Annotated in this window: 19 protein-coding genes; 15 read left to right on the forward strand and 4 right to left on the reverse strand. The window is 37.6% G+C overall.

All coding sequences use genetic code 11. From position 1 onward, the window contains the following. Positions 1–54: 54 nt before the first annotated feature. The 8 genes from MHI34_RS09345 (at position 55) to MHI34_RS09380 (ending at position 7,697) form a co-directional block, all read left to right on the forward strand. On the forward strand, positions 55–1,797 hold the full coding sequence (locus MHI34_RS09345; protein WP_089933785.1) for a methyl-accepting chemotaxis protein: 1,743 nt from the start codon (positions 55–57) through the stop codon (positions 1,795–1,797). A 90-nt stretch (positions 1,798–1,887) separates the two neighbouring features. Continuing rightward, on the forward strand, positions 1,888–2,448 hold the full coding sequence (locus tag MHI34_RS09350; protein WP_101966906.1) for a YdcF family protein: 561 nt from the start codon (positions 1,888–1,890) through the stop codon (positions 2,446–2,448). Positions 2,449–2,590: 142 nt separating this feature from the next. After that, on the forward strand, positions 2,591–4,288 hold the full coding sequence (locus tag MHI34_RS09355; RefSeq protein ID WP_342504367.1) for a M3 family oligoendopeptidase: 1,698 nt from the start codon (positions 2,591–2,593) through the stop codon (positions 4,286–4,288). Positions 4,289–4,530: 242 nt separating this feature from the next. Further along, positions 4,531–5,622, forward strand: coding sequence for an AI-2E family transporter (locus MHI34_RS09360; RefSeq protein ID WP_036128475.1), 1,092 nt, complete (start codon positions 4,531–4,533; stop codon positions 5,620–5,622). A gap of 11 nt (positions 5,623–5,633) precedes the next feature. Beyond that, positions 5,634–6,257 (forward strand): NUDIX domain-containing protein, encoded by a 624-nt coding sequence (locus MHI34_RS09365; protein WP_036128472.1) that lies wholly within the window; start codon positions 5,634–5,636, stop codon positions 6,255–6,257. Positions 6,258–6,393: 136 nt separating this feature from the next. Then, complete coding sequence (locus MHI34_RS09370; protein WP_036128470.1) at positions 6,394–6,858, forward strand: hypothetical protein; 465 nt, start codon at positions 6,394–6,396, stop codon at positions 6,856–6,858. A gap of 21 nt (positions 6,859–6,879) precedes the next feature. Next, the gene (locus MHI34_RS09375) at positions 6,880–7,071 is read left to right on the forward strand and encodes a hypothetical protein (protein ID WP_036128468.1); all 192 of its coding nucleotides are present in this window, start codon (positions 6,880–6,882) and stop codon (positions 7,069–7,071) included. Positions 7,072–7,088: 17 nt separating this feature from the next. Then, the gene (locus MHI34_RS09380) at positions 7,089–7,697 is read left to right on the forward strand and encodes an alpha/beta hydrolase (protein ID WP_036128466.1); all 609 of its coding nucleotides are present in this window, start codon (positions 7,089–7,091) and stop codon (positions 7,695–7,697) included. A gap of 46 nt (positions 7,698–7,743) precedes the next feature. Here MHI34_RS09380 and MHI34_RS09385 read toward each other — a convergent pair whose 3' ends face one another. From MHI34_RS09385 to MHI34_RS09395, 3 genes are all read right to left on the reverse strand, one after another. Then, complete coding sequence (locus tag MHI34_RS09385; protein ID WP_340812269.1) at positions 7,744–9,855, reverse strand: MMPL family transporter; 2,112 nt, start codon at positions 9,853–9,855, stop codon at positions 7,744–7,746. 641 nt (positions 9,856–10,496) lie between these two features. Continuing rightward, the gene (locus tag MHI34_RS09390; RefSeq protein ID WP_058844748.1) at positions 10,497–11,513 is read right to left on the reverse strand and encodes an inorganic phosphate transporter; all 1,017 of its coding nucleotides are present in this window, start codon (positions 11,511–11,513) and stop codon (positions 10,497–10,499) included. Between the two features lie 21 nt (positions 11,514–11,534). Further along, entirely contained in the window at positions 11,535–12,155 is a 621-nt protein-coding gene (locus MHI34_RS09395; protein ID WP_036128422.1) for a DUF47 domain-containing protein, read from the reverse strand. A gap of 423 nt (positions 12,156–12,578) precedes the next feature. Between MHI34_RS09395 and MHI34_RS09400 the strand changes: the two genes are divergently transcribed. Together MHI34_RS09400 and MHI34_RS09405 are read left to right on the forward strand one after the other, a co-directional pair. Further along, complete coding sequence (locus tag MHI34_RS09400; protein ID WP_036128420.1) at positions 12,579–13,265, forward strand: ABC transporter ATP-binding protein; 687 nt, start codon at positions 12,579–12,581, stop codon at positions 13,263–13,265. Position 13,266: 1 nt separating this feature from the next. Next, positions 13,267–14,586, forward strand: a complete 1,320-nt coding sequence (locus MHI34_RS09405) for an FtsX-like permease family protein (RefSeq protein ID WP_036128417.1) — start codon at positions 13,267–13,269, stop codon at positions 14,584–14,586. A 61-nt stretch (positions 14,587–14,647) separates the two neighbouring features. Here MHI34_RS09405 and MHI34_RS09410 read toward each other — a convergent pair whose 3' ends face one another. Continuing rightward, positions 14,648–15,808 (reverse strand): SAM-dependent methyltransferase, encoded by a 1,161-nt coding sequence (locus MHI34_RS09410; protein ID WP_058844747.1) that lies wholly within the window; start codon positions 15,806–15,808, stop codon positions 14,648–14,650. A 199-nt stretch (positions 15,809–16,007) separates the two neighbouring features. Here MHI34_RS09410 and putP point away from each other — a divergent pair, with 199 nt between their 5' ends. The 5 genes from putP to MHI34_RS09435 all read left to right on the forward strand — a co-directional run bounded on the left by putP (position 16,008) and on the right by MHI34_RS09435 (position 22,993). After that, complete coding sequence (gene putP, locus MHI34_RS09415) at positions 16,008–17,495, forward strand: sodium/proline symporter PutP (protein ID WP_036128414.1); 1,488 nt, start codon at positions 16,008–16,010, stop codon at positions 17,493–17,495. 135 nt (positions 17,496–17,630) lie between these two features. Further along, positions 17,631–18,917 carry a GTPase HflX gene (gene hflX / locus MHI34_RS09420; RefSeq protein WP_340809575.1) on the forward strand — a complete coding sequence of 429 codons (1,287 nt, stop codon included), beginning with the start codon at positions 17,631–17,633 and terminating at the stop codon, positions 18,915–18,917. 413 nt (positions 18,918–19,330) lie between these two features. Then, positions 19,331–20,818: a peptide MFS transporter gene (locus MHI34_RS09425; RefSeq protein WP_036128411.1), complete on the forward strand. Its 1,488-nt coding sequence runs from the start codon at positions 19,331–19,333 to the stop codon at positions 20,816–20,818. Between the two features lie 205 nt (positions 20,819–21,023). Continuing rightward, the gene (locus MHI34_RS09430) at positions 21,024–22,169 is read left to right on the forward strand and encodes a M20 peptidase aminoacylase family protein (protein WP_036128409.1); all 1,146 of its coding nucleotides are present in this window, start codon (positions 21,024–21,026) and stop codon (positions 22,167–22,169) included. Then, on the forward strand, positions 22,169–22,993 hold the full coding sequence (locus MHI34_RS09435) for a GNAT family N-acetyltransferase (RefSeq protein ID WP_058844744.1): 825 nt from the start codon (positions 22,169–22,171) through the stop codon (positions 22,991–22,993). Before MHI34_RS09430 ends, MHI34_RS09435 begins: the two co-directional genes overlap by 1 nt. Positions 22,994–23,008: the final 15 nt, after the last annotated feature.

Raw genomic sequence — 23,008 nt, forward strand, 5'->3', positions numbered from 1 at the left:
ACCATAACATAATATAAAGTAATATTTGTTGAACGAAATAGGGGGGGCTAAAGTATGAGGTTTTTACGTTCAATACAGGGAAAATTGATTATTATTTCATTAGCAATACTGGTTATTCCAAGTTTAATAATTGGTATAGTTAGCTACGGTAAGGCTAAGAATGGCATGGAGGAAATTGGTGAGCAAGTACTTTACAATAGCGTAGAATCAGCTTTGCAAATAATTGAGCTTGCCAATGAGAGTGTTGAAAAAGGTGACATTCCTTTAGAAGTTGCACAGGAGCGAGTACGTGAGGCGTTTCTTGGACCTAAAGATAGCGAAGGGAAACGCCCTATTAATTATCCTGGTGATTTAGGAGAATATGGCTATATTTATGTATTGGATGATAAGGGGACATTAACAACACATCCAACGCGAGAAGGGGATAATCTTTGGAATGACCAGGATAGTAGCGGAAATTATTTTATTCGGGAAGTGACTGAAAAAGCTCTTGCTGGTGGTGGTTTTACAGTATATGAATTTGAGCTACCAGGTCAGGATGTCTTAGCAGATAAAATTATTTATTCGGAGAAAGATCCACATTGGGGATGGGTAATCGCATCAGGTACATATATGCAAGATTTTAACGAAGGGGCAAATTCTTTATTGTTAGTGATTGGTGTGACATTAGTGGGTGCGATTATTATCGGGACAATCGTAGTCATTTTAGTATCTAGACATCTGGCATTACCAGTTAAAAAATTATCGATGCGTGTGCGAGAAGTAGCGCAAGGGAATTTAACTGTAGAGATTGAGCATTTACAGCGTTCAGATGAAATTGGACAATTAAATGAGGGCTTTAATGAAATGGTAAATCAACTCAAAACGCTTATTTCAGATGTGGAGGAAGCGATTGTAGAAATACAATCGACATCGGCGAACCTAACAGCAGTGGCTGAAGAGACGGATGCCTATGGTGACGAAATCGTCAAAGCCATCAATGAAGTATCTAAAGGTGCAGTCAAGCAAGCATCAGATGCGGAGGATACAAATCGAACAGCTATTGAGTTTGCTCAGCAAATTGAAGGATTGCACGATAAAAATGATTTAATGTTGGATGCATCACAGCATATGAAAAAATCAAATGAAGAAGGTCTCGTTAATCTAGATAGTTTAAAAGAGACATCACAGGAATCTTTCGATATTATTCAGAACATTCAATCTGTTTTTGGCAGTTTAATAGTCAAAGTGCATGAAATTGAAGGTATTGTAGAGACAATTACGCAAATTTCCGACCAAACAAACCTACTGGCTCTTAATGCCTCTATTGAAGCCGCAAGAGCGGGAGAACATGGTAAAGGATTTGCAGTTGTTGCAGAAGAAGTACGTAAGCTTGCGGATCAAACATCAGTCGCGACAGAGCTCGTCCGCACCACTATAAAGGGGATTGAAAGTGAAACGAAGTTAGTCAATGATGAGATGCAGAAAACGCATGCTATTGTGCATCAGCAAAATGATTCGGTTCAGGTGACAGCGTTATCTTTTAAAGAAATTAAATTGGCTGTTGAAAAAATAATAGCCATTATAGGAGATATGGCAGAGGGTGTAGAATATTTAAATAGCTCCAAGAATGTTATTATGCAGTCGATTGAAAGCATTGCAATGATTAGTGAAAAGAATGCTGCTGCATCTGAAGAGGTAACAGCGTCTGTAGATGAGCAGCAACGAGCAATCCAGCTTGTTAGTGAGTCTTCCAATGATCTAACTGATGAAATATCAGCCTTACAGGAGTCTATTAAACGCTTTATATTGAGATAATTATGCAGGATGCTTGGTCAACAAGCATCCTTTTTTCTTTAGCTGCGTTAATAAAAGGTAAAGGAGGGGTGGTTTGTGAAAAAATGGGTAATTGGAGGAAGTGTACTTCTAGTAAGCATTGGAATGGTTCTTTATATTTGGTTGGGAAAACAAATAGAGCAGGGTGTTGAACCAAGTGCAAAAGGCTCTGCTGACTATATGATTATACTAGGGGCAAAAGTAAAGGCGGGTGGTGTACCATCACTTTCATTAAAGAGTAGATTAGAGGTGGCAGTTCCATACTTAACAAAATACCCTCATGTTAAGGTCATTGTGTCAGGGGGGCAAGGACCTGATGAAGATCAAACAGAGGCATCTGTTATGCAAGAATATTTAGAACAGAACGGTATCAAGGCTACAAGGATTATCGTCGAGGACAAGTCTACGTCCACTTATGAAAATTTAGTATTTTCCAAAGAACTATTACCGAAAGATACAAAGAAAATCACCATCGTTTCAAATGACTTTCATTTGAAACGCGCCAAGTATTTAGCAGAAACTTTAGATTTCGAAGTGGATGTCGTCGCAGCCGAAACACCAAAGTCAGTAGAAGCTAAACTAAGATTGAGAGAAAGAGCCGCTTTATTAAAAACGTATATTGTTGGCTATTAAAGTACTTTCATTGAGGCGTAATCATTTCTAGTGCTTTCTCGTAAAAAACACCACTACAAAAATAGATAATTGTTTCTTAATAGGTTCCATTTGGCATATAATAGAAATATCACGGGGTATAGGACAGAAAGAGGGGACTTCAATGACAACGTTTAAAGATTATCAGTATAGCCGTCCAAATGTGGCAGCGATGAAAGAACAGCAATTAGCACTTATCGAGCAATTTAAACATGCACAATCAATAGATGAGCAAAGTGGTATAATTGAGAAGCTAAATGCCATCAGTAATGACTTTGCGACAATGGCTAACTTAGTATACATTCGCGCTTCAATCGATACGAATGATGAATTTTATCAAGCAGAACGCGATTATTTCGATGAAGTAGGCCCAGAGCTAGAAGAAGTAACGACTGAATATTATAAAGCATTAATTGATTCACCATTCCGTGAGCAATTAGAAGAGAAGTGGGGTCAACAATTATTTGACCTTGCAAGCTATCAAATTAAAGGTTTTTCACCAGCAGTTATTGATTTAATGCAAAAAGAAAACAAGCTTGTTTCTGAGTATAATAAGCTTGTAGCTTCTGCACAAATTGACTTTAATGGGGAGACATTAACACTTGCTCAGCTTGGTCCGTTTGCAGAATCAACTGATCGAGAAACACGTAAGGCAGCAACTGATGCCCGTTTCGGTTTCTTTGCGAAGCATGAAGATGATTTCGATCGTTTATATGATGAGCTTGTAAAAGTACGTCATGAAATTGCGATTAAACTAGGCTATAACAACTATGTTGAGCTAGGATATGTTCGTATGAATCGTATTGATTATAATGCGGAAATGGTTCAAAAATTCCGTGATCAGGTTCGTGATTTAATTGTACCTGTGGCAACGAAGCTATATGAGCGTCAGGCAAAGCGTATTGGAATTGAAGATTTTAAATTCTATGATGAAGCATTCAACTTCTTATCAGGTAATGCTGCTCCAAAAGGAGATCCAGAGTGGATCGTGGCGAATGGTAAGAAAATGTATGAGGAATTATCACCTGAAACAGGAGAATTCTTCAATTTCATGATTGACCATGACTTAATGGACCTAGTAGCGAAGAAAGGGAAAGAGAGTGGTGGTTATTGTACATTTATTGAAAACTATCATTCTCCATTTATTTTCTCGAATTTTAACGGTACGTCAGGTGATATCGATGTATTAACACATGAAGCAGGACATGCCTTCCAAGTTTATTCAAGCCGTAACATTGGCATTCCAGAGTATCTATGGCCGACCTATGAATCTTGTGAAATTCACTCGATGAGTATGGAATTCTTCACATGGCCTTGGATGGAGTTGTTCTTTAAAGAGGATACAGAGAAATATAAATTTACGCATTTAAGTAGTGGTCTTTTATTCTTACCATATGGTGTTGCAGTAGATGAGTTCCAACATGTTATTTATGAAAATCCAACAATGACGCCGGCTGAACGTAAAGCAGCATGGAAAAAAATTGAGGAAACATATTTACCACACCGCGACTATGATCATAACAGCTACCTAGAGGCTGGAGGCATATGGCAACGTCAGGGTCATATTTATGCAAGTCCATTTTATTATATTGATTACACGTTAGCCCAAATTTGTGCATTCCAGTTCTGGAAACGCTCACGTGAAGAATTTGAATCGGCTTGGAAAGACTATATTCATCTATGTGGCTTAGGTGGTTCTATGTCCTTTACAAAGCTGGTAAAAGAGGCAGGTTTAATTTCACCATTTGAAGATGGCTGTGTTGAATCGGTTATCGGGGAAATTGAGGAATACTTAAATTCAGTAGACGATTCTTCACTATAATTGATTACGTAAATTCGCTACACTTCCATGCTAAGCGTTGTGGAAGTGAGCGAATTTTTTAGTTTGTCAAAGTTGATTTTTCAAGCAAATTCGAAAAATCTGGACGCATGGCTTAGCTGTGCGCATGTAGCAATGTCGTCCAGTAGTATCATTGATTTTGTTTAAAAATACTAGGATACTTGCGAAATGGGTAATATATCAGTAGTATTTTCAGTAACTGTGAAAAAAGGAAGTGAATAAAAGTGACGAGGAAAGTTTGGTTTCAAGTAGGTGTAGGGATATTAATTACACTACTAATCATTAAATATTTTATAGAGATTCATTGGATTTTTTCACCATTAGTCATCATATTAAAAGCTATTTTTGTCCCTTTACTACTTGGCGGTGTCCTCTATTATGTGACAGAACCGATCCAGAGATTTTTAGAAAAACGTAGATTTCCTAGATGGGGAAGTATTTTGACGATTGTATTTGGGCTAATAGCCATTGTAGGGATTTTTGGTTGGATTATTGGTAATCCGATTGCTGAGCAGATCAATAAATTAGTGAAGAATGCCCCTATGATTAGTACGAGCATTAGCACAAGCATTCAGCAACTAACAGACTATGTAACGCAAAATAAAGATAACTTCCCACAGCAATTAAATGATGTTATTGAAAAAATGGCGAATTCAGTACAAGATGTTGCAGTAGTGGCGAGTAAAGGATTTATGTCTTTTTTACAATCCATAGTGTCCGTATCGTTATTAGCTATATTAATTCCGTTTTTCTTTATTTTTATGCTGAAGGATCATGAGAAATTTGCACCATCCATCTATAAGTATTTCAGTGGTGAACGTCAGCAATGGGTAAAGAAAACGTTAAGTGAAATTGATGATGTATTACGTACTTATATTCAGGGCCAACTGCAAATTAGTTTTTTATTAGCACTTATTATGTATGTCGGCTATTTAATTATTGGATTAGACTATTCGTTGCTGCTAGTAATCTTCGCGTTCTTTATGAACATGATTCCATTTATCGGACCTTGGATCGCCTTTGCGCCAGCGCTGATCGTAGCAGTTATTCAGGATCCTATTTTAGTTGTGTGGGTATCCGTTGTGACGCTTGTTGCTCAGCAAATTGATAGCAACTTTATCACACCTAATGTTATGGGGAAATCCCTTGATATCCATCCACTAACCGTGATTACAATTATTCTAGCAGCAGGTAATATAGCAGGTTTTATTGGAATTATTATCGCTGTACCATTTTATGCAGTATTAAAGGTTATCGTATCCAATATTTATGATCAACGTAATGCGATTAAGAAAAAAGCGACGAAGTCAGTATAGGAGTCGAAACAATGGAACAAGAAATTGTAAAGGTATTTAATGAGCAGCATGAGCAAATAGGGACAGCTACGAGAGCAGAAGTACATGAAAAAGGGCTTTGGCATGAGACTTTTCATTGCTGGCTTGTCAATGAAGACTATATTTATTTTCAAATACGTAGCTCACAGAAAAAGGATTATCCAGGCTTACTCGATATTACAGCAGCAGGACATCTTTTAGCGATTGAGACTGTGGAGTCAGGTATCAGAGAAGTAAAAGAAGAATTAGGGCTCCAGATAGATGTCCATGAAGTTGTCAAAATGGGCATGACCTCTTGTAGTATCGTTTCCGAAAATATGATTGACAATGAATTTTGCCATGTCTACATATACCCTTTCGAGCACGATTGGGATTCCTTTGATTTACAGTACGAGGAAGTATCAGGTGTAGTGAGAGCAAGGCTAAATGAGGCTGAGGCTTTCTTCTTGGGAGAAACAACAACACTTAATATTGAAGGGTACGAGTATTTCCCTGATGGTCAACGAGTGAAAATTGTCAGACCAGTTGGCACCACGCAATTTGTTCCTTATCGAGAATTGTATGTAGCACAAGTGATAAAATTTACACGCGAAAAGATATTTAATCAAACATCATAAGAGGGAAAGTAGGACAAGCTATCAATGTAAGCTTGTCCTACTTTTTGGGCAAAAATGATTTAGAAACTACACGATATAACAGTAAAAAATACGTTATACTGTAAGATAGATTGTAAAGAAAAGGAGCATTTTTAATATGCTAACATTTGAACAAAAACAAGCGATTATTGAATCGTTTTCTGGACTAACAAAAAAGGAGATTTCATTAAAACGCTTAAATTATCACTATATGGATAGTCTTTATGAAAAGACAATTGTAGTGGAAAAGCTTCACCCAAATGGCAATGGCTTTGTCTTTGTTGGGGATTTATTACGCTATGAGCAAGAGGCTACTGATAAAGGATTAGTGAATATCCGTGATTACGATGAGCAACAGCTACGTGAGATTATTGAGGATTCTATTCAGTATTTATCAGAAGAAGTAGAAGAGCAGGAGCCGATTGTAGAGATTTGGCATAGCCGAGATGGTGTGAAATTACAGCTAGCGTTTGAGCAACGTTCTTGGAATGTGTATCATGGAGAAAATCTTGAAGAGGCATTTGGTACGTATGACGCGGCAAAGGAATATTTACTAGAAGAAGGCTTTCGTACAAAGAAATAAACATACGGGGGATCATCATAAATGAACGGAAAAAAATTAGTGGGAATTGTAATTGTTGTTTTAATCGTGGCATGTTTATTTTCAGTTTTTACCATTACTAATTTTTATAAAAACCATGAGGAACAGCCGAATCGAGAAAATCGAGAAATTAATAAGTCAAAGAGCTTGAATTTAATTTTGCCACAGGCTACAATTATCTCGAATTCAAGATAATCGAGAGGTGATTGTTAGTGCAACACATTTTTTATAAAGGTACAGATGAAACAAAACCGACGTTGCTATTGTTACATGGCACGGGTGGTAATGAAGAAAGTTTAATTGGGTTGGCAAAAGAAATAGATGAAACAGCCAATATTTTAAGTGTACGTGGAAATGTTCTTGAGCATGGGATGCCGCGATTTTTCCGTCGATTAGCAGAAGGTGTCTTTGATATAGAGGATTTAATCTTTCGAACTAAAGAGCTTCATGACTTTTTACAGGAGGCGGCACAGCAATATGGCTTTGATCGCCAACGAATTGTAGCGATTGGCTATTCAAATGGCGCTAATATTGCAGCAAGCTTATTATTCCACTATGCTGATGCATTAGCAGGAGCTATTTTACATCATCCAATGGTACCAAGACGTGGAATAGAATTACCTCAACTTTCTTCTACGCCTGTTTTTATCGGTGCTGGAACGAATGATCCGATGTGTACAGCACAGGAGTCTGAGGATTTAGAAGCGCTTTTAACGTCTTCAGGTGCAATGGTCACGACAGCTTGGTTTAATTTTGGTCATCAGCTAACAATGCCGGAAGTACAAGCAGCAAAAGAATGGTATAACAGTATCTATGTTTAATTGAAAAATCCGCCTCTTTTCCTAAAGGAGGCGGATTTTAATGATTTTATTTACTTTTCTTTGAAAAAGGTAGCCACCAGTTCCAATCACCAAATAATTTCATGAGACTTGGCACAAGCATAAGACGAATAATCGTCGCATCAATAGCAACGGCAATGGCTATACCAACACCAATTTGTTTTACAGGCATCACGTCTGTGAAGGCAAATGCCCCTGTAATAACAATCATAATAAGCGCTGCCGATGTAATAATACGGCTAGTGGATGTTAACCCATCAATTGTTGCGTGTGTATTATCTGCCCCTTTTAAATATTCTTCTTGGATACGAGAGATTAAGAAGACTTCGTAGTCCATACTTAAGCCGAACACCAGACAGAAAACAATGACTGGAATAATTAGTACAATCGGACCTGCTTCAATACCAAAATGTCCATATTGGAAAATATAAACGAGTATACCGAACGCAGATGAAAGCCCAATAATGTTCATAATAATCGCTTTTAACGGTATTAAAATCGAACGGAATGCCAGCATTAAAATAAAGAATGTGGAAACGATGATAATGGCTATAGCCAAAACTATTTTATTCGCAATTTCATCAAAAATCTCTTGGTTGAATTTAGCGGGTCCTCCAAGCGCGAAATCTACACCTAAATCTTGATCCATCCAAGATCGGGCAAATTTTTGAGCAGTAGTGGAAGAGCCCGCTGCATCGATGGTAATAGGGATAAATAATTGAGTATCTTTTGAAAAAGTATTCATTACAGACTTTAACTGTTCCGCAATCTGTGGAATTGCTAAAGAAGTGGAAAGCTCCTCAGGTGTTTGAATGTTAGCAGCTGTATAGACTGTTGAAACATTTGTTACTAGGGAGTCCTTTAATAGCTTTTCTTGAATAGCATAAATGAGCTCTCTTCCTTCAGCATCCTCCCAGCCTTCTTTTCGTTCAGCTAATAAATATAACGTAGATGATTCACCCAGTCCAAACGTTTCATCTAATTTATCATATGCTGCACGTGCATCATATTTAGTTGGCAAGGAGTCAACCTGTGGAATCGTTAGTTGTATGTCCTTTAATGGGAGCATACCAATGCCAAGTAATAATAAAGCAGAGATTACAATGGCTATTGGATGTTTCATGACAAAGCCTGCAAAGCCACGCCAACGATTGGCACCACCTGGTTTAATGCGTATTAGACGCCATTTATTGAGTTTATCTCCTAATAGCATCATAGTGGCAGGGAGTAGTGTCAAGCCAGAAAGAACGGCTAACAGGACGACTATGGTACCTCCTAGAGCGATATTGTGAAAAATCTCTACATCAATAACGATCATAGCGCCTAAGCCTATCATGACACAAACAGCAGAGAAAATGATGGAACGCCCTGCTGTTTGTATAGCAGTTTGAATAGCTTGGACTATAGAGGTGTGCGCACGCTCTTCTCGGTAACGATTAATAAACAACAATGCAAAATCAATGCTTAAAGCAAGCCCGAGCATTGGGACAATATTTAAGACGAAAATGGATAGATTCACACTACCACTAAGGAGCGTCATTATACCGAACGCAGTAACAACTGTTACAACACCAATGATGATTGGCAAAATAGAAGCAATCACTGTACCAAAAGCCAATAAGAGAACAACGATGGCAATGGGTAACCCAATGGCTTCAGCGGAAGCTAAATCTTTTTGACTGGCTGTATTAATGTCAGCAGAAATAACGGGTCCTCCCGTAATGCTAACGCCGTCTACTTCAATTAATGATCGAACATTTTCTACAATGTCAGAAAGATTCTCCACATCATTTTTTAAATGAACCATTGCATAGGCAATGTCATCTTTACGTAAAGAGGAGTCTTCTAAAGGTGATTGGATTGAATGTATGTCTTTTATGCTATCTAGTTTTTTTAAAGTGTCTTTGATTTGTTGATCTTCAGCTGGATCAAAGACAATTAAAATCGTATCAGATGGTAGATCAAAGTTTTCTGCTAGCTCATTAGTCACATAGGTATGGTCGGCTTCAACAAAAAAGCCATCACCCTGAAGTTTACCTGGAAGCTGTAGAGCAAAATAAGCCATTGCTAGAAAAATAATAAGCCATATCGCTACGATTGCTTTTGCATGTGCTGTAATAAATGCCGAAAAAGTTTTCATGGTTGTTAATGCATCCCCCTTCTCAAATAGTGTAAAGGATGTGTCACATTTTGTCGTGTGACAAAGTAAAGATATTGGACAGGAGTCTTTCATAGTGTTGAAAAACAAAACCATCCATAGAATTTATGTGAAAGGTGAAAAAGGATTTCCGTTGCAGGCTACTTGCTTTCCTGTGGGCGAGCGCCGAGCCGCTTCCTCTGCTACCGCTCCGTTTAGAGGCTCGCCTGTCTCGCTATTCCCACGGGAGTCAAGTAGCCTTCCACTCCAATCCATAAAAAAGTGAAGGCATTCACTACTCTTTTATGGAGGGGTGTTGTCACACATCACTTCTCCACATTGAAAATAAGAGGCTATCCTCTCTTATAATATAAATAATGGGCTATTTTGTTCAGGAAAAGACACTTTTGCAGAAAGGTTGATTGGAGTGGAGCCAGCGTCACTCCTAGGGGAATTTAGCGTCATAGAGGAGACCCTGGAGCGAACGCAGTGAGTGAAGCGGCTCATCGGACGCCCCCTGGAAAGGACGCTGGCGGAACGGAAATCAACCCCTCGCCTTACAAAATTGCTTATTATGCCGTTGACATTACCTTTTTTCAACAACATGAAAGACTCCTGTCCATCTATTGGACAGGAGCCTTTTATTAAAAGAATAATGATAAGAGGAAATAAATAACAGATGCCATAACGGCTGAAATTGGCATTGTAATAATCCAAGTAGTGACAATCTTGCGGGCCATACCCCAGTTTACACCACGTACACGCTGTGCAGAACCAACACCCATTATAGATGAAGAAATAACATGTGTGGTTGATACTGGTAAGTGGACTAACGTAGCCCCAAAAATGACAGTAGCGGAAGCTAAATCTGCTGCTACACCGTTAACAGGGCGGATTTTCATAATTTTACCGCCAACGGTTTTGATGATTTTATAACCACCTATCGATGTACCTAGACCCATTGCTGCTGCTGCTGCTGCACGCACCCAGAACGGTATTTCATCTCCTGTATGCAAACCACCAGCAATTAACGCCATTGTCATAATCCCCATTGCTTTTTGTGCATCGTTTGTCCCGTGGGTAAATGATTGAATGGCCGCAGTGAAAATTTGCATAGTACGGAAACCTTTATTTGTTCGATATAAGTTTAAATTTTTAAACCATATTTTAAATAGCGTCATCATAATAAAACCTGCGCAAATAGCAAGTATTGGAGAAAAAACTAACGCCATAATAATTTTAGTAAAGCCACCATAGTTTAGTACATTAAAGCCAGCAGAAGCGATAGCAGCGCCGGCAATAGAGCCAATCAATGTGTGAGAAGAACTAGATGGAATACCAAAATACCATGTCAATAAATTCCAAATTATAGCTGAAATTAATGCAGCTAAAATAACGACTGAACCGGTTGTGTCACCTTCAAAAGCATTTAAAGAGAAAGGGTCTACAATATCTTTTGTTAGAGCTTTTGCAACCCCTACAAAGGTAATAGCACCGATAAAGTTCATGGTTGCTGCCATGATGATTGCTACTCGAGGTGGCAATGCTCTAGTGGAAACCGAAGTTGCGATAGCATTTGCTGTATCATGGAAGCCATTGATAAAGTCAAATGTAAGGGCAAAGATGACGACCAGTACGGTTAGTATAATGATTGTGTTCATTGTAAAGTGCCCATCTCCTAATTATGCGTTGCGCATGATAATTGTTTCCATAGTATTTGCTACGTTTTGACAATGATCAGCGATATCTTCAAGTTGTTCATATATATCTTTAAATTTAATGAGGCGAATTGGATCTTTTTCATTTAAAAATAATTTCTTAATGGAAGAACGCTGTACCTCATCACATTCACGTTCATAGTCTTTAATAAGAATTGCGTGTGGACGCATGCCAATTAGATTCTTTTTCTTTAACTCTTCAGTCGCTTTAACAATTTCATCAGCACTTTTAGAAATAAACCCTAAGAACGTACGCATGGATTCATCGATTTCTGTCAGGGAAAACATTTCAAAGTGTGCAATACAGTGTTCTGTTCCATCTAAAATATCATCCATACGAATGGCAAACTCTAAAATATCCTCACGTTCAATAGGTGTCATAAATGATTTGTTTAGCATTACGATCAGTTCATGAATGAGCTTATCGCCAGCAGTTTCGTAATTTTTCATTGTAATGCTAATCTCTTTTAGGTCAGCTACACTGTTAATACGAAAATCATTTGCGTAATGTACAGCCTCTCTCATATTTTCAGCAATTTTATGCAATGCAATAAAGAAAGGGTCTTGTTTTTTTGAGTTAAGCATGTAAATCGAATCCTCCTGGATGTAAATAAAATTAATCGACCTCTAAACTTTATTATCATAACAAAATCTTTAATTTATCTACATAAAAACTTTATATTCGACATGAAAATTTACATTCCTGTAATATTTATTTCGTTCACAAAATGAAAGGGGAACAAACTGTATTTACTTTTATAGATACAGGAAAAGTCTTTATTTAATAAGGAATTATCTTATAGTTTTTTCTGTTTGGTACAGATTTCAACGGAAAATAGGATGAATAACAAGAGAAATAGCATGATGAATTGTAAAGCTAATGTAAATACGTTTGTACTATGAGGAAGTCTTCTTATTCTTAAGAATTTCTTCATTTTTATCCTTCCTCTTTATTAAGAATTGTTTTCTACAATGGGAAATGAATGAGAAAGGAGCGTTTATAAACAAATGATTCAAGTTGAAAACTTACAACATACATTTTTAATTGGTAAAAGAGGGAAGGAAAAACAGGTTCCAGTATTGAAAGGTGTGAACTTTGAAGTTAATAAAGGAGAGATTGTTGCCATTGTAGGAAAAAGCGGCTCTGGCAAATCGACCTTATTACAAGTTCTTGCTGGTTTTATGAAAGCTGAACAGGGGTCTATTAAAGTAAATGGTAAGGAAACAGCCCATCTGACTGAAACAGAAAGTGCTGCTTTTCGCTTACGTCAATTTGGCTTTATTTTTCAAAACTTTCAGTTGATGCCGGGTTTAACGGCTTTCGAAAATATTGAATTACCTTTAAAACTACAGGGCTTACGTAAGGCTGTACGGAAAGAAAGGGTAAAGAAATTAATGGACAAAGTTGGTCTGACAGAAGTGGCAGATCATTATCCTAATGAATTATCTGGTGGACAACAACAGCGTGTCAGTATTGCGCGTGCCCTTATCACAAATCCTCCGATATTGCTTGCTGATGAGCCTACAGGAAGTCTTGATTCAGAAACCGAGCAAGATATTTTATTGCTTATCCAGAGCCTAAACCGTGAGCTAGGGCTAACCTTTGTCATTATTACGCATGATGAAGAAGTGGCCACGATAGCACATAGACGTTTTCGCATGTATGATGGCGAACTTGTAAAGGAGGAGGCTTAACATGTTATTTAAAGATCAACTAGATTTTGTAACACAACATATTAAGAAAAATAAGCTGCGCGTGTTTATGACGATATTAGCTGCAACGATGGGCTGTGCTTTTCTGATTGTGCTAGCATCCGTTGGTTTTGGATTACAGGAATCTTTACGCAATGAAATTCTTTCGAATGAAACAGTTACGAAAATTCAAGTATATGGCGATAAGCAATTGACAGAAGAGCAAGTACAAGAAATTAAAAATTTGAACCATGTAGAAACGGTGCTTGAAACGATAAGTGTGAATGCTTCTGCACATTCCTTTTTAGGTGATCGTGATACAACCTCTAATTTAATTTTGTCGGATATGCAGGACTTTGAGCAGGTGAACGGCAAGCTTGCAAAAGGACACTATCCAACAAAGCCAAATGAAATTGTTGTAGGCTATCATTTTGGTCAAACATTATTGAATGCGGCAGAACGCAATATTATTGAAGAAAAGAGTAAAAAGGCTGAAGCAGAAGGAACATACTATGATGGTAGTGAAGAAGGCTATAAAGAATCATTAATTGGAAAAAATATAGAGCTTTCCTTAGTGCCTCATACTGGCACAAATGATGAAACGCAAAAAATGGCCTATACAATTGTTGGTGTGATGGAGAAGCCTTCTTATGATTGGATGGTTGATAACGCCATTCACATGGATAAAGCACAAAAGTCAGTGTTAGCTGAAAATATACCTGCCAATAGTGATATCAAAGAAGATGAGCTATTTTACTCAGAATTTAATATTTATGCGGATACTTTAGAAAATGTAAAGCCGATTTTGGAGAAGTTAAAGGGTAAAGGCTATAGTGTCTATTCAGTGACCGAACAATTAGATCAAATGAATGTATTTTTCCTTGTACTAAAAATTGGCTTAATCTTTGTAGGGACGATTGCGGTGCTGATTGCTTCTATTGGTATTTTTAATACAATGACAATGGCTGTCACAGAGCGTACACGTGAAATCGGTGTGTTAAAGGCGATTGGTGCAAGTCCGAAGCTTATTCAACGATTATTCTTAATGGAGAGCACGTTTATTGGTATTTTTGGAACGTTTATTGCGGTTGTTATTTCGTATGCCATCAGCTTTGCGGCTAACGCAGCATTACCATTGATTCTTAAGGCAGCGACAGGAGAGGAGGCTTTTGCAACAAATGATATAATATTCTCTCTTATACCATGGCAATTAGTCATTATTGCAGCCGCCATTAGTATCGGAGTAGCGATGATTTCAGGCTATCGTCCAGCACGCAAAGCGACTAAAATAGATGTGATTCAAGCTTTACGACAAGAGCTATAATAAAAGGCGGTCCATTTCAAAGATGGATCGCCTTTCTATTAGGGAAGGAGTACCCCGTAGATTATAAATAATCTTTTAACTCTTTAGCTAAAAATGGTGTGGCATTGAGCAATTTTAAGAAGGCATCATAGCTGGCGCGTTGCTCTTCACTAGGTTTTTTACCTGTTTGATATGCTCGGATTAAAATGTTTTTAGGGGTATTTTCCATATCAATAAACTCTAAAAGCTGTGCCTCATAGCCAACCAAGGATAATATTTCAGCACGAATAGCATCTGTGGCTAGTGCTGCAAAACGTTCTCGAACAAGACCGTGTTGCAACATAATATCAAGAGCTGGCGTATTTAATTGACGATTTAACTCATGCTGACAACAAGGGACACTTAATATTACACTGGCCCCCCATTTCACAGCACGAGCTAGTGCCATGTCTGTCGCAACATCACATGCATGTAGTGTTACCACCATGTCCACAGCAGATTCATCATTATAATCATTAATATCTCCTACAAGAAATTCGAGCTGGTCATAGCCTAGATCCTGTGCGATTCTTGAACATTCTTCAATAACCTCTTTTTTTAAATCTAAACCAGTAACACGAATGTCTAAGCCCTTTTCGATTTTTAAATAATGATACAAAGCGAAGGTTAAGTAAGATTTACCCGAACCAAAATCTAAAATACGCACTTGTCGATCCTGAGGTAAGTAAGTTAAAGCATCATCAATAAATTCAATGAAACGATTAATTTGCTTAAACTTATCGTATTTTTGTTTCTTTACTTTCCCTTCCTCTGTTTGTACCCCAAGCCGAATTAAAAATGGATAGGGCTGGTCATCAGATAGTAAATAATTTTTTTTTCGATTATGGGCTAAATTGACTTGTTTAGGGGAGGTCGCTTTATCAGATTTCCAAAGGACCTTATTCTTTTTGGATAATTGCACATGTACTTTTTCATCTACAAAATCGATATGTGCTTGACGATAATCCTCAAAAATGGCTTCAAGCTTGTAAGGGAAATCGGCCACTTCAATATTTTCATGTTTTAAAATGCGTTCATATTGGTATTCAATTTGTATATGATAATGATTTTTTAACATTAATGGCTTTAATTTTATACGTTTGATTTCGTTCGATTTCATGCGTGGTTGACTGATTGTAGCAGTCACAAGCTGTTGCTGTAAAATTTGCTCAATGAGCAGAGCTTTCATTTCTTCAAATGTCATACATTTTCGCCTACTTTATTGTGTAATAGATGGCACTAGTTTAACACATTTTATAATAGACAATGGCTACTTTGACATTCGGAAAAATTTTAATAAAAATTCTGAGTATTTATAGGTGGAATTGTATATTCATGGTATCTTAAATATAGTAATTCTTTTTGAATTGGAGATACTAAAGAGGAAAAAAGGAGGAGAAAATATGTCAGATAACATGTATCAATTATTAGCAATTATTATTTACATGGTCGCCATGCTAGCAATAGGTTGGTATGCATTTGTGAAAACATCCAATTTAACAGACTATATGCTTGGCGGTCGTTCCTTAGGTCCAGCGGTTACTGCGCTAAGTGCAGGTGCTGCGGATATGTCTGGCTGGCTCCTTATGGGCTTACCAGGTGCGATATTTTTATCAGGTCTTGTGGAAGCTTGGATTGCGATTGGACTTACAATAGGGGCTTATTTAAACTGGCTGCTTGTTGCACCACGTTTACGGGTTTACACACAGGTTACGAATGATTCCATTACCATTCCAAGTTATTTGGATAATCGATTACGTGATAATACTAAGCTTATTAGGATTGCTTCAGGTATTATCATCCTATTATTTTTCACGTTTTATGTATCGTCAGGAATGGTAGCAGGAGGCAAGTTTTTCGAGAGTTCATTTGGTTATGATTATCACACAGGGTTATTAATCGTTTCAGGCGTAACAGTTGCCTATACCCTATTCGGTGGGTTTTTAGCGGTTAGTTATACAGATTTTTTACAAGGGCTTATTATGTTTTTAGCACTTATAATGGTACCGGTATTTGGCTTATTTGTAACAGGAGGTATAGGTGATACAATTACATCCATTAAAGCTGTTGATCCAGATCTTCTAAATTTATTACCAGCCACTGCGACAGCAGCAGGAATTATTTCTTCAGTTGCTTGGGGTTTAGGTTATTTTGGGCAGCCACATATCATTGTTCGCTTTATGGCCATTAGCTCTGTGAAGGAAACGAAGCAGGCTCGACGTATTGGTATTGGCTGGATGATGTTAAGTTTATTTGGTGCTATTGGGACGGCTTTGGTAGGGGTAGCCTATTATGAGCAAAACGCTGGTGAGCTGAAAGACGCTGAAACAGTATTTATTGTACTTGGACAAATTTTATTCCATCCATTTATAGCGGGTATTATGCTGGCGGCTATTTTAGCAGCTGTTATGAGTACCATTTCCTCACAGCTTATTGTGACTTCCTCAGCGCTTGTAGAGGATATTTATAAAGCTTTATTTAATAAAACAGCAGATGATAAACATTATGTTTTTGTTGGGCGTATGGCAGTATTAGTTGTAGCAATTATTGCAGCAATCCTAGCGTGGAATCCTGATAGTTCCATTTTAAGCTTAGTTGGCTTTGCTTGGGCAGGATTTGGTGCAGCGTTTGGACCTATTATTTTACTCTCTTTATATTGGAGAAAGCTCACGAATTATGGAGCACTTAGCGGAATGGTAACAGGGGCTGCAACTGCGTTTATTTGGGGTAAAGTAGATGCCTTATCAAGTGCACTATATGAAATAGTTCCTGGCTTCTTTGTTTGTTTAATTGTTGCGGTTGTTGTCAGTATGCTGACATATAGACCAAATAAAGAAATCGAAGAAGAGTTCACTCGCTCAGAAATATTACTAAAAGAAGAAAGAAAATAGTTAAAATGCGCCTTTTCTTAAGAGGCGCATTTTTTAGAAAAATAGCTGAATATCAAGAGATACGAAAAAGAGTTATATATGGTAAAATGAAGAAAATTTGTCGTAGAGACACCAAGCTTTGGTGGGAGGTTTCTAATGGATAGAATTAAGGAAGTCGATGTATTACTTGAAAAGGCCATATTAGTTGGCGTAAATTTACGAAATGATGAGCATTTTGATTATTCTATGGAAGAGTTACAAAATTTAGCAGAGGCCTTGCATGTGGAAGTAGTAGGCGTTGTCACGCAAAATTTGGAGCGTGTTACACCGTCTCATTATGTGGGGACAGGTAAAATAGAAGAAATCAAAAATTTTTATGAAGAAGCGCAAGCAAATCTTGTTATTTTTAATGATGAATTGTCGCCTTCTCAAATTCGTAATTTAGAGCGTGATTTAGCAACGAAGGTTATTGATCGAACAATGCTTATTTTAGATATTTTTGGAAGACGTGCAAAAACACGAGAAGCACAAATGCAGGTGGAATTAGCTCAGTTACAATACATGCTACCTCGCTTAGTGGGCTTACATGCCTCTCTAAGTCGTCAGGGCGGTGGTACTGGAGGCGGCTTTAAAAACCGTGGTGCTGGTGAAACGAAGCTTGAATTGGATCGACGAAAAATTGAAGATCAAATTGCTAAAATTAAAAAGGATCTTGAGCACGTTAAAGAGCAACGAGAAACACAACGTAAACAGCGTCGAAAAAATGCACTCCCAGTTGTATCAATCGTCGGCTATACAAATGCGGGTAAATCAACCATTATGAATCAGTTGCTTGCCCAAATAGGGCAAGAAGAACATAAACAGGTTTTTGAAAAGGATATGCTTTTTGCTACACTTGAAACTTCAGTTCGTCAAATTGAACTACCCGATAAAAAGACATTTTTACTGACAGATACAGTTGGTTTTGTTAGTAAATTACCCCACCATTTAGTAAAAGCGTTCCGATCCACATTAGAAGAAGCGCGAGATGCTGATCTTTTACTCCATGTTGTTGATGTTTCAAATGCAGAGCATGGATTTATGATGGATGTGACAAATGAAACGCTGAAGGCGGTTGGAGTAGAAGACATTCCAACAATCTATGTTTACAATAAGGCTGATATAGCAGATGTTCCTTACCCTGTAGTCAGCGGTGATAATATGTGGATTTCAGCAAAACAAGGGATCGGTTTAGAGGAATTAATACAATTGATTCGTCAGCATATCTTCTCTCATTATGTGACGTGTGACATGTTAATTCCTTATGACCAAGGCAACGTTGTTTCTTATTTAAATGAATATGCCTCTGTTTTTAATACAGCCTATGAAGAGGGCGGTACATTATTATCGCTTGAAGTAAAGGCAGCAGATTATGCCAAGTACCAACAATATGTTGTCAATTAAAAAAATGTAGATCACCCAAAGCATGCCAAAGGATTTTTGGCATGCTTTTTGTGATTAGTGGGAATAGTAGAATCTAGAACTACATGACAGGACTTCGTAAATTTTATAGACAAAATAGTGTGAATTTGTATAATAAGTAAAAAATCCGAATGTTAAATATTTTAGAATAATTTAAAGCTTTTATGTCAGTTTTCTGAAAACAAAGAATGAGAAAACTTAGATATATCAAAGGATTTAATATTTTGTGCTATAACTAATCAGAATTTATAGAAAAATGACAAATTTTCAACATTTTTTAAAACTCTTGCTAAAGATAATAAAACGCTTTAGTATGATGAAACAAAGTTTTTTTATCCTTAAATTAGGGTAGTAATGTTTTTGGAGAATAATTTTTATTTGGGAGAGGGTATTGTATGTCTAGTAAAGATGAAGTTGTAAAATCTGTCCCTCAAAATGGCTTTGTTGGACACCCTAAAGGGCTCTTTACTTTGTTTTTCACGGAATTTTGGGAACGTTTCTCGTATTATGGAATGCGAGCAATTCTCATCTTCTTTATGTATTATGAATTGAATGAGGGTGGCTTAGGTCTAGACCGCGGAACAGCGAACTCTATTATGGCCATCTATGGCTCACTTGTTTATATGTCTGGTATTATAGGTGGCTGGATTGCCGACCGAGTTTTAGGAACACGTAGAACCATTTTTTATGGTGGCGTGTTAATTATGATCGGTCACTTACTGCTAGCATTGCCTGGCGGAGTGACTATGTTATTTGCTTCAATGGCATTTATCGTCATGGGTACAGGTTTATTAAAGCCAAACGTTTCAAGTATTGTTGGGGACATTTATGCTGAAACAGATAGCCGCCGTGATGCAGGTTTTTCTATTTTCTATATGGGTATTAATATGGGGGCATTCATTGCGCCATTTATTGTCGGAACAATTGGACAAAAATATAGCTTCCATCTAGGCTTTGGTTTAGCTGGTCTTGGAATGTTTGTTGGTTTAATTGTTTACAAATTAACAGAGAAAAAGTATTTAGGCTTAGCAGGATTACAAGTTAATAATCCATTAAAGCCTGAAGAACGTAAAAAAGTCTTTACACAATTCGGAATTGTAGCCTTACTTATCATCATTTTAGGTGCTATTGGTATTAAAACGGGTACATTAACAATGAATGTATTCAGTTTTATTATTACGGCACTAGGTGTATTAATTCCAACTGTGTTCTTCATTTATATGTATCGCAGTGAAAAAACAACGAAAGATGAGAAGTCTCGCCTACTTGCTTATATTCCATTATTTTTATCAGCGGTAATGTTCTGGGCTATTCAAGAACAAGGGGCAACAATTTTAGCTACGTATGCAGATGAGCGTACTCAGTTAAGTATTGGAGGCATTCAGCTTCAATCTTCATGGTTCCAGTCGTTGAATCCTTTATTTGTCATAACATTGGCACCATTATTTGCGATGCTATGGCTTAAATGGGGGGACAAGCAACCAACTACACCACGTAAGTTTTCATATGCATTGTTTTTTGCAGGTCTCTCATTCTTAGTAATGATGATTCCAGCATACTTATCTGGTGGGGAAACGTTAGTAAGCCCTTTATGGCTAGTCCTGTCATTCTTCCTAGTAGTGGTTGGTGAGTTATTATTATCACCAGTTGGTCTATCTGCTACAACAAAGTTGGCACCGCAAGCCTTTGCAGCACAAACTATGTCATTATGGTTTTTAACAAGTGCCGCAGCACAAGCAATTAATGCGCAATTAGTAAAGGTTTATGAAGTTGTAAGCGAATTCACATACTTCGGCTTCTTAGGTTCATTATCTATTGTGGTCGGAATTATTATATTAGTACTTTCACCGATTATTTCAAAAGCGATGAAGGGTATTAATTAAAAGAAAGATGCAAGTACAGTTTGATTAGTAACTGTACTTGCATCTTTTTTTGCTATCTAAATAAAAGTCTATCTAAGAAATTTAGAGTGAAATATATTATCGTAAGTAGTTAATTTATTGAATGTGGGTATAAGTTTCTATGTAGATAATAATCATTTTCGTTATAATAGTCTTAATAATATGAAAATTTAAGGGGTTGGAAGCCATGAAAGAAGAGTTAGATTATTTGAGGCCAAGGTTAATGGAGATTTTTACGTATTTACATGCAAATCCTGAAATTAGCTGGCATGAAGTAGAAACCACCAATTATATAGTTGAGCTATTAACACAGGAAGGATTTTCTCCTATACGGTTTAAAAATTCTACAGGTCTATACGTCGATGTTGGCCATGGATATCCAAAAGTGGGGTTAAGAACAGATATAGATGCCTTATGGCAGGAGGTCGATGGTCATTTCCGTGCAAATCATTCCTGCGGTCATGACGGACATATGACGATGGCCATTGGTACGCTATTACTTTTAAAAGACTTACAGCAATCATTTAATGGTACAATTCGTGTTATTTTCCAACCGGCAGAAGAAAAGGGAACTGGAGCGTTATCTGTTTTAGAGGAAGGTGTTATTGATGACTTAGATTATTTATTTGGTGTTCATGTACGACCTGTCCATGAGCTAGAGGATGGTACGTATTGTGCTGCGCTCTATCACGGTGCCTCTCGCTTGCTTGAGGGGGAGATTATAGGGGAGGATGCCCATGCTGCAAGACCTCACCTAGGCATTAATGCCATTGAAGTAGGCGCAACGATCATTGAAGATTTAAGAACTATTCATACTGATCCTATGGTGCCAGTGTCTGTTAAGATGACGAAATTTCATGCTGGTGGAGATTCAGGCAATATTATTCCTGGTAATGCATCGTTTACGATTGATATTCGTGCCCAGCAAAATAATGTAATGGATGATTTAGCACAAGGGGTAAAGCGCGTTATAGATTCCTCTAAAATCTTGCATAAGGTGCAGATTGAATTACGCACTGTTGCGAATATTGTAGCTGCTGAAGTCGACACAAGTGCACAATACATGATGGAGCAGGCCATTATACAGGCTGTGGGATTATCGAATTTAAGAAAGCCAGTTCATACACCTGGTGGAGAAGATTTTCATCACTATGCTGTGCAACGACCACATTTAAAAACAACGATGCTTGGCTTGGGCTGTGGTCTTACACCGGGATTGCATCATCCAAAAATGAAATTTAAACAAGCAAGACTTGTCACGGGAGTTGAAATTCTAACGAGGGCAGTACTGCTAGCATTGGATTCAGGGCAGACAAAGGAGGCGTCAGCATAATGTTAGAGCAAGTGCGTATACAGAAAGTAATGACACCGGTAGAAATTGCAGAGGTCCAAAAATTGAATGCAGAAATATGGGGTAGCCAAGCAATTCCCTCCCATCAATTACTAGCAGCTGTACAAAATGGTGGGTTAATAGTAGGGGCATATTTAGGAGAAAAGCTAATTGGCTTTAACTATTGCTTCGTGGGTTATCAAGATGGCGAAATGTACTTACATTCGCACATGATTGGTGTAGAAAAAGCATATCGTGAACAAGGTGTAGCTGAATTATTGAAGCACGCGCAACAAGAATATGCAAAAGAACATGGTTTTCAGCTTGTCCGTTGGTTAATTGAACCGTTAGAAGTACGTTTAGCTAATCTAGCGTTTCTAAAACTAAATGCCACTAGCTATCAATATGAAAATGATTACTATGGCCCGCTCCAGGATGATTTTAATGAAGGACTACCTTCAGATAGGTTAGTCGTTGAATGGTGGATCGAGCGTGACCAAATGACAGATAGCCTTGATGAATTAGAAGAAATAGCGGGGGAGATTGTACCGTGGACATTAACCGTCGATGGCTTACCTGCGCTTGATGTGGAAAATGCATTTCAGATGGAGCAGTCCTTTTACAAGGATGCCTATCTCTTACCAATTCCACAATCTTTACAGAAAATGAAAGTAGAGAGTCCAAAACTTGCAGAGGATTGGCGTTATAAAATACGCACAATCTTAACTACATTATTTAATCAAGATTATGCCATTGTACGTATGAAGAAGCACCCAGAATATGTTCATAGCTATCTGTTAGTCAGACGCTCCTTATTAGCCTTATAATAAGGATAAGGAGTG

It is taken from the genome of Lysinibacillus sp. FSL L8-0126 (genome assembly GCF_038630385.1).
GTDB lineage: Bacteria > Bacillota > Bacilli > Bacillales_A > Planococcaceae > Lysinibacillus > Lysinibacillus fusiformis_D.

Coding starts and splice junctions, on each gene's coding strand:
- MHI34_RS09355 (WP_342504367.1), top strand. CDS start 2,591: ATGACAACGTTTAAAGATTATCAGTATAGCCGTCCAAATGTGGCAGCG.
- MHI34_RS09345 (WP_089933785.1), top strand. CDS start 55: ATGAGGTTTTTACGTTCAATACAGGGAAAATTGATTATTATTTCATTA.
- MHI34_RS09430 (WP_036128409.1), top strand. CDS start 21,024: ATGAAAGAAGAGTTAGATTATTTGAGGCCAAGGTTAATGGAGATTTTT.
- MHI34_RS09395 (WP_036128422.1), bottom strand. CDS start 12,155: ATGCTTAACTCAAAAAAACAAGACCCTTTCTTTATTGCATTGCATAAA.
- MHI34_RS09375 (WP_036128468.1), top strand. CDS start 6,880: ATGAACGGAAAAAAATTAGTGGGAATTGTAATTGTTGTTTTAATCGTG.
- MHI34_RS09365 (WP_036128472.1), top strand. CDS start 5,634: ATGGAACAAGAAATTGTAAAGGTATTTAATGAGCAGCATGAGCAAATA.
- MHI34_RS09410 (WP_058844747.1), bottom strand. CDS start 15,808: ATGACATTTGAAGAAATGAAAGCTCTGCTCATTGAGCAAATTTTACAG.
- MHI34_RS09370 (WP_036128470.1), top strand. CDS start 6,394: ATGCTAACATTTGAACAAAAACAAGCGATTATTGAATCGTTTTCTGGA.
- hflX (WP_340809575.1), top strand. CDS start 17,631: ATGGATAGAATTAAGGAAGTCGATGTATTACTTGAAAAGGCCATATTA.
- MHI34_RS09425 (WP_036128411.1), top strand. CDS start 19,331: ATGTCTAGTAAAGATGAAGTTGTAAAATCTGTCCCTCAAAATGGCTTT.
- MHI34_RS09385 (WP_340812269.1), bottom strand. CDS start 9,855: ATGAAAACTTTTTCGGCATTTATTACAGCACATGCAAAAGCAATCGTA.
- MHI34_RS09405 (WP_036128417.1), top strand. CDS start 13,267: ATGTTATTTAAAGATCAACTAGATTTTGTAACACAACATATTAAGAAA.
- putP (WP_036128414.1), top strand. CDS start 16,008: ATGTCAGATAACATGTATCAATTATTAGCAATTATTATTTACATGGTC.
- MHI34_RS09390 (WP_058844748.1), bottom strand. CDS start 11,513: ATGAACACAATCATTATACTAACCGTACTGGTCGTCATCTTTGCCCTT.
- MHI34_RS09435 (WP_058844744.1), top strand. CDS start 22,169: ATGTTAGAGCAAGTGCGTATACAGAAAGTAATGACACCGGTAGAAATT.
- MHI34_RS09400 (WP_036128420.1), top strand. CDS start 12,579: ATGATTCAAGTTGAAAACTTACAACATACATTTTTAATTGGTAAAAGA.